Source organism: Sorangium sp. So ce836 (assembly GCF_028553905.1).
Lineage (GTDB): Bacteria > Myxococcota_A > Polyangia > Polyangiales > Polyangiaceae > Sorangium > Sorangium cellulosum_D.
Genome location: NZ_CP102233.1, coordinates 9,646,164 through 9,661,654 on the forward strand (window position 1 = coordinate 9,646,164; position 15,491 = coordinate 9,661,654).

General features: G+C 72.0%; 10 protein-coding genes. 2 read left to right on the forward strand and 8 right to left on the reverse strand.

Going from position 1 to position 15,491, the window contains the following annotated elements; all coding sequences use genetic code 11:
* Positions 1–36: 36 nt before the first annotated feature.
* Both NQZ70_RS34905 and NQZ70_RS34910 read left to right on the forward strand, forming a co-directional pair.
* Positions 37–213 (forward strand): hypothetical protein, encoded by a 177-nt coding sequence (locus tag NQZ70_RS34905; RefSeq protein ID WP_165374328.1) that lies wholly within the window; start codon positions 37–39, stop codon positions 211–213.
* Between the two features lie 464 nt (positions 214–677).
* Positions 678–3,035, forward strand: coding sequence for a hypothetical protein (locus NQZ70_RS34910; RefSeq protein WP_129578088.1), 2,358 nt, complete (start codon positions 678–680; stop codon positions 3,033–3,035).
* Position 3,036: 1 nt separating this feature from the next.
* Here NQZ70_RS34910 and NQZ70_RS34915 read toward each other — a convergent pair whose 3' ends face one another.
* From NQZ70_RS34915 to NQZ70_RS34950, 8 genes are all read right to left on the reverse strand, one after another.
* Positions 3,037–5,070: a hypothetical protein gene (locus NQZ70_RS34915; RefSeq protein WP_129578089.1), complete on the reverse strand. Its 2,034-nt coding sequence runs from the start codon at positions 5,068–5,070 to the stop codon at positions 3,037–3,039.
* 77 nt (positions 5,071–5,147) lie between these two features.
* The gene (locus tag NQZ70_RS34920) at positions 5,148–5,522 is read right to left on the reverse strand and encodes a PAAR-like domain-containing protein (protein WP_129578090.1); all 375 of its coding nucleotides are present in this window, start codon (positions 5,520–5,522) and stop codon (positions 5,148–5,150) included.
* On the reverse strand, positions 5,519–6,562 hold the full coding sequence (locus NQZ70_RS34925; RefSeq protein ID WP_129578091.1) for a hypothetical protein: 1,044 nt from the start codon (positions 6,560–6,562) through the stop codon (positions 5,519–5,521). The genes NQZ70_RS34920 and NQZ70_RS34925 overlap by 4 nt, the downstream gene beginning before the upstream one ends.
* Entirely contained in the window at positions 6,559–7,587 is a 1,029-nt protein-coding gene (locus tag NQZ70_RS34930; RefSeq protein WP_129578092.1) for a DUF2169 domain-containing protein, read from the reverse strand. Before NQZ70_RS34930 ends, NQZ70_RS34925 begins: the two co-directional genes overlap by 4 nt.
* A 6-nt stretch (positions 7,588–7,593) precedes the next feature.
* Positions 7,594–10,269 (reverse strand): type VI secretion system Vgr family protein, encoded by a 2,676-nt coding sequence (locus NQZ70_RS34935; protein WP_129578093.1) that lies wholly within the window; start codon positions 10,267–10,269, stop codon positions 7,594–7,596.
* 3 nt (positions 10,270–10,272) lie between these two features.
* Positions 10,273–12,510, reverse strand: coding sequence for a type VI secretion system Vgr family protein (locus NQZ70_RS34940; RefSeq protein ID WP_129578094.1), 2,238 nt, complete (start codon positions 12,508–12,510; stop codon positions 10,273–10,275).
* 12 nt (positions 12,511–12,522) lie between these two features.
* The gene (locus tag NQZ70_RS34945) at positions 12,523–14,727 is read right to left on the reverse strand and encodes a type VI secretion system Vgr family protein (protein ID WP_129578095.1); all 2,205 of its coding nucleotides are present in this window, start codon (positions 14,725–14,727) and stop codon (positions 12,523–12,525) included.
* 124 nt (positions 14,728–14,851) lie between these two features.
* Positions 14,852–15,403, reverse strand: a complete 552-nt coding sequence (locus tag NQZ70_RS34950) for a hypothetical protein (protein WP_129578096.1) — start codon at positions 15,401–15,403, stop codon at positions 14,852–14,854.
* Positions 15,404–15,491 lie beyond the last annotated feature (88 nt).

The window sequence follows — 15,491 nt, forward strand, 5'->3', positions numbered from 1 at the left end:
TGCGCAGCGCGGCGCCTTCGAGCAGCATCCGCCGCCATGCATCGCCCTACGCGCCAGCACCAGCACCTCACCCTCAAAGTCACCCAGAAGCAGGAGAGGAGCTCCCAGAGCTCCCGCAAGCCCGGCCGCAAGACCAAGCGCTGGAACAAGTTCCTCACGCAGTACGCGCCGCTCGTCGCCGGCGCCGAGACGGCCGCCCCCGCCGAGAGCTGAGCTCCGCCCCCCGGCCGCCGGCCGACGGCGCCCCAGGCGCCCGGCGCTCCCTTTCCGCCTTCAATTCAATTTTCCGAAACCACCACCTGGCGCGAGCCTCGTCCGCTCCGGGCGACGGAAGCGCCGTCCCCACGCCGGGCCAGGGTCGCGCCGTGTCCACGCCCGGCGACGGTCGCGCCGTCCCACGCCGGGCTACGGCCGCGCCGATGCTGCGCGACGCGACGACCGCACCACCCCTGCGCGACGCGGCGGTCGTCCCGCCCTTCCTGTGCTTCCTGCATTTTTCGTGATGGCGCCGCGCTGCTCTTGCCACGCAGCCAAGCGAACACCCCCTCTCCGCGTCTGACTCGCGATCGCCAGGCGGCCTGTCGTCCACTCCGCGCGAGACAGGCGCGCCGGCAGAGCGCGCGCGCCGCGTGCGACGCGCGAAGGGCTTACTCCATCTCTCGCGCAAGGAAGGATTCATGGCCGACCGTCCTCCGTCCCGCGCTGCCCGCGCAGCCGCGTTGCTCTGGTGCTCCCTCGTCGTAGGCGGGACATCGCTCATCTCGGGGTGCTTGACCCGACCCATCGCCGAGCAGGATACGCGCACGACGGGCACTGTCGTCGAGCGGCTCCCGCAGCGCGTCGACAAGATCGATCTCCTCCTGACCATCGACAACTCGTCGTCGATGAAGGACAAGCAGGAGATCCTCGCGCTGGCCGTGCCCGACCTCGTGAGGCGCCTGGTCAACCCCCAGTGCGTCGATCCGCTGAACCCCACGAGTGCGTCGCCGCCGGTGAACGGCGGCTGCCCGAGCGGCATGGAGCGCGAGTTCGAGCCCGTCCTCGACATCCACATCGGCATCATCAGCACGAGCCTCGGCGACCACGGCGCGGGGACCGTATGCGAGGGGCTGAACAGGCACTTCTCCAACAACGACAAGGGGCACCTCATCGCCCGGAGCGACACGGACGATGACAACTACGCGGACAACGATCCGCCGACGTATCAAAACAAGGGGTTCCTAGCCTGGGATCCGGAGCAGAAGCTGACCCCGGCCGGCGAGTCGATCCTCGACGACGGCCAGGGCGGCGGACTCGTGCCGACGCTGGCGAACATGGTCAGAGGGGTGGGCGACGTCGGGTGCGGCTACGAGTCGCAGCTGGAGAGCTGGTACCGGTTCCTCGCGGACCCCGCGCCCCACGAGACCATCGAGGTGGTGGACAAAGTGGCCATGCGGAGAGGGCTGGATAGGGCGCTGCTGGACCAGCGCAAAGCGTTCCTCCGGCCGGACTCGCTCCTCGCGATCATCATGCTGTCGGACGAGAACGACTGCTCGATCCGCGAGGGCGGGGGTGACTTCTGGGTAGCGAAGTACAAACGGATGCCCCGGCCGCGCCAGGAGTGCGCGACGAAAGGCCCGGATGACCCGTGCTGCAAGTCGTGCTCGTGGAAGGACGAGAAGGGCATATGCCCGGTCGATGAGACCTGCACCGACGAAGGGGGCGCGCTCACGTTCCTCGACGAGGAAGAGGACCCGACCAACCTGCGTTGCTTCGACCAGAAGCGGCGGTTCGGGGCCAACCTGCTCTACCCGATCGACCGCTACACGAAGGCGCTCACGGACACGCAGATCGAGGATCACGAGGGCAATCTCGTCGACAACCCGATCTTCTCGGATCTCGACCCGGACGACGAGCTCAGCACGATTCGCCCGCCGGAGCACGTGTTCTTCGCGGGCCTCATCGGCGTCCCCTGGCAGGACATCGCGCGCCAGAACGACGCGGGCCAGCCCGATCTGAAGAGCGGCAAGGACAAGGACGGCAACCCCGTCGGCGGCTTCAAGAGCGCCGAGGAGCTGACCGCCCCGAACGCCGGCTTCTCGAGCACCTGGGACATCATCCTCGGAGATCCCAAGGCGCGCCGCCCCCCCGCGGATCCGCACATGGTCGAGTCGCCGGCCCCCCGCGACGGGGTGAACCCGATCACCGGGACGACCATCGCCGGCGTGGACGCGCCGGACGACGCCAACGTCATCAACGGCCACGAGTGGACGCCCGCCACCGACCTCCAGTTCGCCTGCGTGTTTCCGCTGCGGAACCCCGTGATGAACGGAGACTGCGACAAGGCGACCGACAAGACGGACTACAACAGCCCCCTGTGCCAGGACAACCCCGACGGCACCGACAGCAACCTCCAGGTGAAGGCGAAGGCTTATCCGGGACTCCGGCAGCTGGAGCTCATCCGGAGCCTCGGGGACCAGGGCATCGTCGGATCGGTGTGCCCGGCGCAGCTCACAAATCCGGCCGAGGGCGCGCTCGACTTCGGCTATCGGCCGGCGATCGGCGCGATCGTCGATCGTCTGAAGACGAAGCTGGCCGGGCAGTGCCTGCCCCGCGCCCTCCAGCCGAACGACGAGGGACAGGTCAGCTGCCTGGTCCTGGAGGCGCGGACCGTCGCCGACGGGCAGTGCAGCTGCGACGAGCTCGCGGCGCGGCGGAAGGTGCCCACGGAGCACAGCATGGCCGAGCAGATGGTGCGCGACGATCCGGTCGCGAAGGCGAACGGCTGGAACTGCGTCTGCGAGGTCGAGCAGCTCAGCGATCCGGACGAGCTCAAGGCCTGCCAGGAGACGGTGCCGCCGGCGCCCGTCGAGGTCGGAGGCGAGAAGGTGCACGGGTGGTGCTATGTCGACCCGCGGCTCGGCCTGGGCAGAGACGAGGTCGTCGCGAAGTGCCCGTCCACGGAGCGCCGGCAGGTCCGGTTCACCGGCGACGGTGACGCTCAGGACGGCGCCACGCAGTTCGTCATCTGCTCCGGCGACACCGCCAAGCAGTAGCCTATTCTCCCAGCCGCTGTCCCCAGGCCCCCGGCGCCTCGCGCGTCCCCTGGAGAATCGCCTGCCACGCCCCGAGGCACCGCTCCTGCTCCGTGACGAAATCGTGCGGATCGAAGCGCGTCCATCTCCCTGTCTGCGCCGCAAGCTCCCTGCATAGCCGCCGCCGATCCTCGACCGGGAGCGAGAGCCTCCACAGCTCGTGAAGCGACACCGACGGCGAGTACATCTGCCCGCGCCGCAGTCGCCGTTTCGGGTCAAAGCGCCCCCTGTGCTCCGACCAGTATGCCCGCCAGTGCGCGGGATCCGTCGATGGCACCTCCAGCGTCTCTTTCGATCCGACCGGCGGGCGGTCGCGCGGATCGCTCACCAGCTCTCCGAGCGGACGACGCCCCCGGAGCGGCGCCGGGTCCGGATCGATCACCACCACATCCTCCAGCGCCTCCGGGTCGACCTCCACCTCCTCCACGAGGTTCGCGCCGAGCAGCCGCTCGAGCGCGGCGCCGGCGGCGCGCGCCACCTCCTCCACCGCCGACTCCAGCAGATCCAGCAAGCTCGGGATCGCCTCGACGAGCCCGGCCCACCCCACGGCCTCGACAGCGGCGGGCGTCGGCGAGCGCTGCATGCGCTCGAGCAGCCACCAGGCGTCTTCCTCGCGGGCGGCCAGCGAGAGGCGCACGAGCGCACGATCCCCGAGCGCCCCTTGCGCCGCCCTGCGCGCGGCCTCGGCCGTACCCCGGTGCGCCGCGAGGAGCATGGCATCGAGCGCCGCCGCCTGGACGTCGAGATCCTCGTGCGCGAGCGCCCGCTCCATCGCGTGTCGACCGCGCGGATGCCTCGCCGCGGCGAGCGCGGACAGCCCCAGAGCCAAGACGCGCGCGTCTTCCTCCTCGCTCAGCTCCTCGAGCTCCGCGGGCGTGAGCCAACCGCGGTGCGCCAGCACCTCCACGGCGATCGCCCGGCCCCCTCGCTCGGAGGACGCGGACAAGGCCCGCAGGCAATTCGGCGAGAACGGGTTCTGGGCGAGCTTCATGGCCGAGACGAACGCGTCGGCGACGACCGGATTGCGGGGGCCGAACCGGAACAGCACCCGCTCGGCGCAGGCGAGCACGTCGCGCCCCTCGAGGCACCCGGCGATCATCGCAGCTGCAAAGACGCGCATGGGGTCGGCGGCCGGCGCATCCATCGCCATCGGCTCGACGTGCGCGATCGCCGTCGGACCGAGCGCGGCCAGCGCGTCGATGGCAGCGACCATGCGCAGCTCGAGCGCCTGACATGAACGCCAGTCGTCACCCGGGAGCGGCGCCCGCTGGACTCCCAGCATCCCGATGTCCTCGAAGCACACGCGCGCCCAGCGACGGACGAAGTCCCCGTCGGAGATCGCGGCGGGCGGCGCGAACGCAAATCCGGGCGGCGCCTCTCCCCCGGCCGAGGCCGGCTTCACCAGCCTCGGCGCTGGTCTCGCTGGACGGACGAGCGCCTCGGTCCGCTCGCGCGCCAGGCGGCGCATCGCCTCGGCCATGGCGGCCAGCTCGTCGAACGTCCTCGGCTCCGAAGGCGCGAGCTCTCGCGCTTCAGGCTCAGGCTCGGGCACCTTCGGCGCGCGGAACGATGGGACGAGCGAAGCCCGCTCGACGAAGTGCAGCGGCGGACGATCGACGCCCGCGCGAAGGAGGGCAGCGCTGGGCCCGGCGAGCGGCGCGCCGGGGAATCGCTCCTCGGCCGCGACGAGCGCTGCGCACGCGTCCCGGAGGGGAGCGAGCGCCCGAGGCAGACCCGCGCGGGCCACGAGCACAGCGGCCGCCCAGGCGTGGCCGTGCGCGCGACCGATGGCCGTGAGGCGGTCGGCGCGGCCATCGAACGCGTCGTACAGCGCGCCGAGGCCGCTCTCGAGCTTGCGCGCCGCGGGCGCGAGATGGGCGCTCGGCTCACGCTGCGCTTCGATGGAGCGCGCGACCGCGTGGAGGAGCGCGTGCGCGCGCTCCAGGTGCTGAACCCAGGGCGCGCCAGCGTCGAAGGCGGAGAGCTCGTCGGACATGGCTGGCCGCCTCACCCGATGCCTTGCGTGCGGACGCTCCCGGCGGGACCGCGGCGCCCAGCGCCTGTCGACATGAATCAGAGCCCTCCCTTGTTCAAGAAGCCGGGGCTGCCGGTGATCCCCACCATGCCCAGCTCCACGAACACGATCGGCGCTCCCATCACGATGAACGACGGCCCGCCGGTGTTGAGGCTGACCACCTCCTTCAGCGTCCCTGGCTCGTTGCCGTGGCACGCCTTGAAGCTCCCACCCACCGTCAGGATCTTCGCGCCGCCCATCTTCGTTCGTACCGGCGCGTTCTCGATCCCGTCGGCCGAGCTCGCGAACACCGGATACGGCACCGGAACCGGGCCAGGCGCGGCCGGCGTCGTGCACACGCTGACCGCCAGCGGGACCATCTGGTGCCCCGACCCGGCCGTGATGCAATCCATCCCGCACGCCGTGATGCTCATGCCTGCTCCTCCCTCTCGGCCCCTCGCGCCGGGCTCGCGAGCAGCACCGCAGCCCGCTCCCCGCCGTCGTTCCCCGCCGTCGCGATCGCCACAGGCGACGGCGCATACCCGTGTTCCCACCCTGTGGCCGCCATCGCGACCAAGAGCGGCACCGCCGCGGCCCCCAGGTAGCCGATGCGCTGCGCTGGAGAATCGATGACGTAAGGGCGACCGAGCACGTCCTGCATCCGCACGAACGCAGCCTGCCACTCGCGGAGCCGCCGCATCTCACCCGTGAGATCGGTCAACATCCACCCCGCCGTCCGCCCGGCCCGCGCCAGGGGCTCGGCCGCCTGCTGCGCCGCGCTGGTCAGCCCGAGCGCCTCGTAGGCCGGCGCGTCGTCGCCAGGCCGGGCGCGCTCCCGCCCGGCGCCGACGCCGAGCACGCGCGCGCGCGCTCGGAGGCCCTGGCGCTCCGCGTCCGCGTCGCGCATCAGCACGAAGAACACCGCAGCTTCCCCCGGGATGCGCGCGTCGAGGTTGTCGGGAGAGAAGAGCCGCCCGCTCTCCTCGAGGGCCGCAATCGCGCGCGGGTCGTAATCGCTGTGCACGCCGCCCAGGATCACCGCGTCGACGAGCCTCGACGAGAGGGCGCTCAGCGCCTCGATCAGGAGCGGTCCCAGGGCGGCTTCGCCTCCGGCGACGATGCCCACGGTCGCCGATGGCATCGAGCGCTTCACGGCAGCCGCGAGGAGCTGCGTTGCCGCCGGCGCGTCGGGAACTCCCTCGTCCAGCGCGAGCTGGACCACCGTCCTCCCGTCGCGGATCGGCGCGGCCGCCTCCTCGAACGCCGGCGCCGCGAGCAGGACGAGCCGCTCGGGCCCCACGATGCGCGGATCGATCGCCGGGATGAATCCCATCGAGATCGCCTCGCCCGCCGAGCTCGCGAGCGGCGCCTCGGAGACCGCCGGGAAGCCCGCGCGCAGCAAGAAGCCCGTCTGCCGGGCGTTCAGCCCGATCGGCGTCCGTGCCCCGACCCTGACGACCCCGACCACGCTCACCCTGCCCCCGTCTCGGTCACGACGATCTCGACATCCTTCATGCGCCGCGGGGGCTGGAACGCCGCTCGCCACACGAGCTCGACGACGACGCACGCCGGCGCGAGCGCGTCGATAAGGACCGTATCGACCTCGGGCAAGAGGATTTCAGGCGCTCGCCCTCGCGCCCTCATCGCGATCTCGACGACGATGCTGGGGAGCCGGAAGCGCGTCGTCCCCCCTCCCGGCGTGAGGTTGAGCAGGGCCACGTCCTCTCCCCCGCGCAGCGACGGAGCCGCGATGAGCCCTGGCGAGGCGCACAGGTTGGCGCGGTCGTCGTGATCCAGGGGCAAGAGCGGCGCGCGCTGCCTGCGCCAGGCGGCGTCGTAGGTCCCCAGATGACGCCGCCGCGGCTCCCAGTGCCGGCCGATCGCGCCGAGCCCCGCAGGCGCCGGGCGCGCGCTCGCCGAGGCGATGAGATCCGCCGGATCCTCGATGAACGGAGCAGGCTTGTGCGTCAGCGCCGCCGGATCGCGCGCGATCCCCATCCCCACCGGATTCCGCGGCTCCTCCACGGGGCGCGACGGATCGCTCCGATCCAACCCGCCCCACGCGTAATCGTACCGCACCTCGATCCCGGTCGTGGGGCGCGGCTCGGAGAGCCCGGCGCCGTTCGCCTGCCAGACGCGCAACCCGAAGATCCGCACGACCCTCTCCAGCGCGCCGAGCCGCACGCCGGCATCGAAGAAAGGGACGGCCTTCCTGCCGGGCGCGTGCGCCGCCGCCACCACGATGACGTCCGTGCCCGGCTTCGCGATGCACAGGTCCGCTGGATACTTGATGCTGCTCTTCTCCGGATCGCCCCACGGCACGTCGGCGCTGCGGATGCGGCGCTGCTCCGCCCTGTCCGGGAGCTCGAGCTCGCCCTGCCCGGCGGCCAGCACGAACGTCGCCTTCACCACGACGACGAGGCGCTCGCCGTCCTTGCCGATGAGCAGGAACGGCGCGGCGGCGAAATCGGTCCGGTTGTCCACACGCGGCGCATCCATACCGCCTCACATCAAGGACACGTTGCGCTTCAGCCTGACGTTGGGCGCGGTGATCGTGACGAGCCCGGCTTTGATCGTCACGCCCCCGCCGTCGATGACCACCTCGCTCGGGCCGCACTTGAGCAGGATGGCCCCCGCGGCGTCCACCTCGTGAAACGCCCCGATGAACATGCCCTTGCCGCCTGCCACGACGGTGTGCGATCCGCCGATCCTGTCGATCACGGCGCCGCCCACCATCGTCGTCCGGCTGCCGCCGACCCTCTCCGACTCCGGCGCGCCGCTCACGACGGCCAGGCCAGCCGCCTTCTCCGTCTTGTCGGCGAGGCACGTCTCGACCCGCGCGCCGGCCACGAGCTCGACCCGCGCCGCCCCGACACGCTGCGTCCGCGCGCCCCCGACCGTCGTGTGGATGCCGGCCGCCGCGATCGTCGCCCTCACGCCACCGACCTTCTCCTCGTGCGTCGAGGCGCACACGTTGACGGAGTGCCCCGGCCCGGTGGCGCTGTCCGATGCCGAAGGGCTCGCCGCTCCGCCGTCCGGCCCCGCTCCGCTTTCGCCCGAGGCGCCGGAGCCGGCGCCCGACGCATCGCCGGGGCGGCCCGAGCCGGCCTCCCGTCCGCGCCCGAGCAGCGCTTCGAGCCAGCCAGCGTCGCCGCCCGGGGGCGCTGGCCCGCCGGCGATCGCGCCGAGCGACGCGCCGAAGGCCGCCGGCGAAGGCAGGCTCGCTGTCGCGTCGAGCGCCTTCCCCGTGGCGCCCAGGTTCCCGGCCCCCAGGGCGTCCATGGCAGCTCCCAGATCCCCGAGCTGGCTTTCCAGCGCATGGACGGGCGCCATCACCTGGTCGACCTTCGCCACGACGGCCCGATCGAGCGCCATGAGCGCGCGGCGCGCCTCCGCTGTCGCCGCCTCGGTCGGCGCCTTCCCGGCGAGGGACAGCAGGGCGCTGGCCGGATTGCCGTCCATCTCCTTGTGCGTGCCGCCCACCGTCGCCGCGCTCGCCCCCCTGGCCGTGAGCCCGAAGGCGGCGCTCACCTGCACCGTGCGATTGCCGCCCACGGTCGCGGTCTGCGCGCCGTCGACCGTGCTCAGGTAACCGTTCGTCACCTGGATCTTCTGGTCCGCGCCCACCGTGAGCCGCGCGTCGACCTTGACGCTCTTCGACTCGTGGGCGCCCGTGGAGCGCGTCTTGTCGTTCGCCGTCGCGAGCGTCGTGTTCCTCTGGGACCGGATGCTGATCTCCTCGCTCCCGGCCCTGTCCTCCAGACGGATCTCGTTCGCGCCCGACCCGCCAGGCGACGAGCTCGTCCGGAGCGCGGTGCGCGACTTGCCCTCGGGCAACGCGTAAGGCGGCATGAATCGCCCGTTGAAGACGCGCCCCGTCACAATGGGCCTGTCGGGGTTGCCCTCCAGGAACTCGACGATCACCTCCCATCCCACCCGCGGCAGGAGGATCGCCCCGCTCGCTTGCGGCTGCGCCACGCGGATCCAGCACGAGGCCGTGTCATCGCCCTCGCCGTGGCGATCCCAGTGGAACTTGATCTTGCACCGGCCGTGCGCATCCGTATGGATGTCCTCGGTGGGCGCGCCGGGCGGCGCGACGACGACCGCCGTCTGCGGACCTTCGATGATCGGCGCGGGCGTCCGCCGCGGGCTGCGGTAGCGGACGCTCCTCGGAACGGTCGTGGCGCGCGCAAGGTACACCCCGTCGCGCAGCTCGTGGACGGCAGCGGTGATGAAGTGATCGCCGTCCAGAGCGTCGGGGGCATCGACGAGCTTGAGCCACCGGCCCGCCATGAGCCGCGGGCATCCGGACTCCAGCTCGAGGAGCGCCCGCTCGGCCTGCAGGGCTTCCAGCCGGACCCGGGCGAGCCGCTCCCCCTCGCGCCGATCCGTGTACAGCCCCGGATGGTCGTACACTTCGAGGTCCGCGTCCGTATCCGCCGCCGCGGTCACGGTCTGGTCCAACGTCGGCGCCTCGAAGTCGACATCGCGCAAGACCACCTTGCCCGTCGCCGTACGGCACCGCCGCGTGAGGACGCCGATCGCGTCCTCGGCGCCGGCGAGCCCGGCGCCGAGCCGATAGGGCACCTCCTTGTCTCCGTCGATCGGATCGCTCGACGTGCTGTCGTCCTCGAAGACGACGACCTCGCCGGCGTCGCCGGACTCGGCGTGAAAGTAGATGCCTTCCTCCTCGAGGAGCCGCGAGACGAAGGCCAGCGAGCTCTCGTTGTACTGCACGCAATGGACGCGCTTCGGATAGCTGCTCACGAGCCGCCATGACTGGCGCTGGTCGTCGATGCCAGCGCGCCGCAGCACCTCGGAGACGATCTCCTTCACGTCCTTGTCCTGGAAGATGCGGCAGTCGACCTCGCGCTCGAGCAGCCCCATCCACGAGGCGACGTGGATCCGGTACAAGGCGCCCTGGAGGTCGTGGTCCGCCGGCGTGGCGGTGATCTCGACGTCCGTCACCACGCCGTGGACCTCGTGCTCCGGGCCCTCCCGGCCGAATGCAAGGGTGGCAGGGCTGCCGAGCAGCTCGTCCGGATCGACGTAGGCCCCGGAGCGCAGCTCGACCTCCGCCCTGGTGACGAGCCCGAGCCGGTGCTCGACCCGGAACCCGAGGACGTCCCGCGACGCGATGGCGTGGGCTCGAAAGAAGGTGCTCAGCGTCCGGGGTGTCACGGCTCAGTTCTCCTTGATGACGCCCAGCTCGCCGCAGTCGCCGTCGAACGTGATCGCGGTGCCGGCGATCGACACCGACGCAGGGGTCAGCGTGATCGTCGAGGCCCCCATGACGACGCTGAGCAGGGTCTGGGCCTCGAACACGACGTTCGTCGCCTTGACGATCTGCGCGCCCCCCGCGATCTCGAGGAAATCCGTCTCGCTCACGTCGTGGCGGTCCCCGGCGACCTGGTTGAGGATCGCGCCCGCGGCCTTCTGGCTCAAGCTGGTGCCGACCTCGACCGAGCGGCCGCCGCCGGCGAGGATCACCTTGGCCGCCCCCGCGGTCTCGATCCGACTCCCCTTCACCGTCACGGTCCGATCCGAGGCGGTCACCTCGATCAGCGCCGCGCCGACCGTGTCGTTCATCGTGGCCATGGTCGCCTCGTCCACCGAGCCGGCCGCGACCTCGACCTGCATGCCGCCGATGGTCAGCGTCGAGCTCCCGGTGACCGTGCGCTTGTGATCTCCGCCCGCCGCGAGATCGCGGTTGCCCCCGACGGTGAGCGAATGGCTGCCGACGTCATCCACCATGAACGTCGAGACGCGCACGCTCTGGTCGCCGCCGATCGCGAGGTCCTGGTTCGCTCCGACCGTGGCGGACAAGCTGTCGGCCACCGCCAGCGTGTGATCGGCCCCGATGGAACGCGACTCGTTATTTCCTATGCTCTCGGTCGCGTCGTTCCCTGCGCGCACCGAGCCGTCCCGGGACGCGCTCATGAGCATCTCCTCGGCGCCCGCCCGGTCGTCCATGCGGATCTCGTTCACCGAACCGCCGCCGGGGGTCGTGGCGGTCTGAAGGGCCATCCGGGTCTTGTGGGCCGGCAGCGGATACGGTGGCGGAGACGCCGCGTTGTACAGCCGCCCCCCCACGAACGGCCGATCCACGTCGCCGTCGACGAAGCCGACGCACACCTCCCAGCCCACGCGCGGCGTCAGCATGCCGCCGCCGAGCGGGAGCTGGCTCGTGCGGATCCACGGGCTCGAGGCGTCGTCGGCCCTGCCCCGGCGGTCCCAGGGAAACAGGACCTTCACGCGGCCATGCCGATCCGGGTGGATCTCGCTGCCCGGCGGCCCCGTCGTGACGGCCGACTGCGCGCCTGCCACCGCCGTCGCCGGCGGGGCTCGCGGGGGCCGATAGGGGGTCGTCGACGCCGGGATCGCGCGGAAGGCGACGCGCGCGCCGCGCCCCATCGCGTCCCCGCGCGGCTGGGCCGTCGCGCGCGCCTCCAGCGCGATGTCGACCTCCACGACCAGGTACTCCTGGTTGAGCGGCTCGTACGGATGGTCCACCAGCGAGAACCTGCGCCCGGGGCGCACCCGGAGGGTGTTCGTCGTGCCGCTCGCGAGCTCGCGCCGGGCGCGGAGCGACTCCAGGAGCACCCTGGCGCGGCGATCGCCCACGGCGGGCTCGGTGAACCGGCCGGGGTGCGCGTACACCTCCAGCGCTCTCTCCGGCGCGTCGTCCCCCTCGGCCGTGGCGTCGAGCTTCACCCGGGGTCGCTCGAAATCGTGATCCCGCAGGTGCACGCGCCCCGGCGCGGTCGCCCTCTCGTAAGAGAGGGTGGTTATCGCGTCATGCGCCGTGTCGAGCCCGTCCGCCGGGCGGAAAGCCAGCTCTCTTCCCCCCTCGATGTCCTCGGGCTCGCGGTCGAAGAAGACGACCGTGTCGGCGCCCGTGCTCGAATCGACGAAGAAGGCGATCCCCTCCTCCGCAAGGAGCCGCCGGACGAAATCGTGATCCGTCTCGCGGTACTGCGCCGCCATCTCGCGCGTCGGGTAGCTGTCCACGAGCCGCCAGCGTTGCGCGGAGGCCGGGATGCCCGCGCCCGCGAGGACCTCCTTCACGATGTCGGGAGCCGACATGCGCTGGAAGACGCGGCAATCGGCGCGCTGGGTGAGGCGGAACAGCCGGGGGCGCGCGACGAGCCGCGTCCCGGGCTCGTCCGTGCCCCGCGTGGTCCCGCGCTCGGCCTCGACGACGACGCCGGCCAGCCTGCGCTCCTCGCGGCCGCCGCGCGACAGCGTGAGCACGAGCGGCTTGCCGACGAGGGTCGCCGGGTCCGGCCCGCCGGCGCCGCCCGCGATCTCGCACCGGAGCGAGCCGATGTCGTCGATCGCCTCGCGCGCCTCGAGCCAGAGGAGGGGAAACGGAGCGCCGTCTATCGTGAGCTCGTGTCCGATCTCGATGAGGTCTGCCACGCCTGGCCTCGTTCACCCGATCTTGAGGCTCGCCGCCTGCCGGACGATGAGCGCCGCGTCGATCGCGATCTTCGGGCCCGCCAGCGTCATCGGGCCTCCGTCGAGCTTGATGGCGCTCCCGCCGCCGATGAGCCTCGCCACGCCGCCCGCGAGGACGATCTGCGGCGCCTCGACGACGCAATCGCCGCCCACGTTGCGCAGGTGCAGCCCGCCGATGAGCTGCTTCACCTCGCCCGCCTGCGTCGAGAGCGCGCCCACGCTGTGAATCTCGCCCGCGGACGACGTCTGGTCCTTGCTCGCGGCGACGCTCTCGACGCTCGCGCCGGCGACGAGCTGCGCGATGAGCGCCCCGGCCGCCTCATCGTAGGTCGAGAGCATGTCGTCATCGATCGAGGCGAGCGAGAGGCTGGTCTGGACCGAGCCGACGTCGCGCGTGAAGGCGCCCGTGATCTGCTGGCGGACGCCGCACGAGATGGTGATCTGGTCCCCGCCCACGGCATAGTCGCGCGCCCCGCCGACCTTCTCCACGAGATCGGCGCTCGCGTGGATCCGGTCGTCGCCGCCCACGGAGATCGTCTGCGCGCCGGCCACCTTGTTCTGGAGCGCGTTGCCCACGTCGATCGACTGGTTCGCGCCCACCGCGACCGACTCGCTCGCGCCGACGGAGACCGCGTAGTTGCCCCCGACGCTGTGCTCCTCGTCGACCCCCACGGTCTCGTCCTTGTCGTGGCCGGTGGCGATATGGAGATCCCTCTGGGCGGAGATGGAGAATCCCTGACCGCCCGCCGTGTCGCTCATCGTGATCTCGTTGTGCCCGGCGCCGCCGGGCGTGGACATGCTCCTCAGCGCGCTCCTGGCCGCCGCGCCGGGGAGGGCGTAAGGAGGGGTGTCCTCGGCGTTGAACGCGCGCCCGAGCACGAGGGGGCGGTCCGGGTCGCCGTCGAGAAAGCCGACCGAGACCTCCCAGCCGACGCGGGGCAGGATCATCGAGCCGCCGAGCGCGAGCTGCGATACGCGCAGCCAGGCGCTCGAGGTGTCGTCCTGCTTGCCCGAGCGATCCCACAGGAATCGCACCTTGATACGGCCGTACCGGTCGACGTGGACGGCCTGAGGCTCGTTCGATGGCCCGGTCACGATGGCCGTCTGGACGCCCCGAGCCCTCGGCTTCTTCGTGCGGCGGGGCGGGGCGAACGGCGCGCCATTCGGGATGGCGGAGAACTCGTTCTCGCACGCTGCTGCGCCCGCCCGGCCTCGCGACCGGAGCTCGACGACCACGAACTCTCCCTCGAGGAACGGCTCGGCCGCCCCCTCGATCGCCACCGGCGTGCCGCACAGGAGCCCCGCCGCGCCGGTCTTGCCGCGGCAGAGGTCGACGTCACCGCGGAGGGAGCTCAGCCGCCGCGCGGCTCTCCGTGCGCCCTCGGCGGCCGCGGTGAAGCCGCCTGGGTATTCGAAGTGGCGAATCGCCCGGTTGCCGGGCGCCGCCGCCGAGGCCGTGGGGAAGACCTCGGGCTGCTCGAAGTCGTGGTCGCGCAGCGCGAGCTCCGTGGGCCGCAAGGCCTTTCTCCGGCGCAGATCGAGCACCGGCCGGGCGCGCGCGCCAGCGCCCTGCCGGACGGAGAGCAGCACCTCGGGGGTCCCGTCCAGCGGCGCGAACGCCGCCGGGTCGTCGGCGAGCACGAGCCTGTGCCCTTCGGGGCCGTGGAGGAAGAAGTAGAATATCCCCTCTTCCTCGAGGAGCCGGTGGACGAAATCCAGCTCTGTTTCGCGGTACTGGCACAGGAGCTCGCGGGGCGCGTAGCTGTGGCGGAGCCGCCATTCCACGCCGCGGTCGACACCGGCGTCGGCCAGGACGGCCTTGACGACATCCACCGGGCTCCTGTCCTGGAAGATGCGTGAGCCCTCGCGGTGCTCGAGGGCGGCGACGGCGGGCCGGAGCCGGAGCTCGAAGACGTATTCGCCGGCCCGGTACGCGAGGAAGCCGACGCGGTCGGGCAGGCCGTCGTAATGGCGGACGCTCCCGTGGCCGTCATCGACCTCGAGCAGCATCCGGCGCTGGAGGCACGCATCGACGCGAAAGGACGGGTCGCAGGTGGAGATCTCGACGCGGACCGCGTACGGAATCGAGATCGCCTCGTGCGCTTCGTAGGAATGAACCCGCACATCGCCGGGCAGACCGTCGCCCGCGAGGAGGAGGTGGCCGAGCGTGCCCTCCATCAAACGAGCCCTCCACGATCGGGAACCCTCAGGAGCGCCCGTGCTCTCCGCCCCTGGCGACGCTCCTCGCGCGGGGCCAGCGGGATCTCCTCGGGGCGCGGGGCGCACCGGCGCGGGCGCGGGCTCAATTCAGCCTCAAGATCCGCCCGACGAGGCGGAACAGCCCGCGGGAGGCGGCGCTGATGCGGCTGCCGATCACCTCGATGTCCCCGTCCTGGCGGATGCGGACCGCGCCGTGTCCCGAGCGCAGGAGCACCTCGTCCTCGGCCTCGATGTGGACCGTGGTCGCCTGCAGCCGGAGCTCGCGGGGCTTGCGCGTCGCGAGCGCCGCGACCACGAGCGGCGCTTCGCCCTCGCAGCACTCGACCAGCACCGAATCGCCGTTGTCCAGGGCGTCGGCGATCACCTCGGGATCCACCTCGGGCGCGAGCTCTGCCTCGACCGCCGCGGGCGCGCCGCGGAGCACGATCGTCGCGCTGCGGTCGGTCACGGCGAGCACGCGCGCGGTGCGCGTGCCGGCCGCCGGCGCGACGCCCGCCCGGTGCGGCGCCGGCGCCGGAGAGGTGGGCTCCGGCAGCAGATCGTCGATGGAGAGGCGCGACGCCGGCGCAGCCTCCTCCAGCTCGACGGTCGCGCTGCCGGCGGCGTCGGCGCCCTTGTCGTGAGCTCCCATCATGCCTCCGATACTCCACGTGGCGGCAGCGCTCGACCGCGGCGACCTCGATGAGCGACCATGGCTCTCCATGTCGACCGTGCGGCGGGCG

Coding starts and splice junctions, on each gene's coding strand:
- NQZ70_RS34930 (WP_129578092.1), bottom strand. CDS start 7,587: ATGGATGCGCCGCGTGTGGACAACCGGACCGATTTCGCCGCCGCGCCG.
- NQZ70_RS34915 (WP_129578089.1), bottom strand. CDS start 5,070: ATGTCCGACGAGCTCTCCGCCTTCGACGCTGGCGCGCCCTGGGTTCAG.
- NQZ70_RS34945 (WP_129578095.1), bottom strand. CDS start 14,727: ATGGAGGGCACGCTCGGCCACCTCCTCCTCGCGGGCGACGGTCTGCCC.
- NQZ70_RS34950 (WP_129578096.1), bottom strand. CDS start 15,403: ATGATGGGAGCTCACGACAAGGGCGCCGACGCCGCCGGCAGCGCGACC.
- NQZ70_RS34910 (WP_129578088.1), top strand. CDS start 678: ATGGCCGACCGTCCTCCGTCCCGCGCTGCCCGCGCAGCCGCGTTGCTC.
- NQZ70_RS34920 (WP_129578090.1), bottom strand. CDS start 5,522: ATGAGCATCACGGCGTGCGGGATGGATTGCATCACGGCCGGGTCGGGG.
- NQZ70_RS34905 (WP_165374328.1), top strand. CDS start 37: ATGCATCGCCCTACGCGCCAGCACCAGCACCTCACCCTCAAAGTCACC.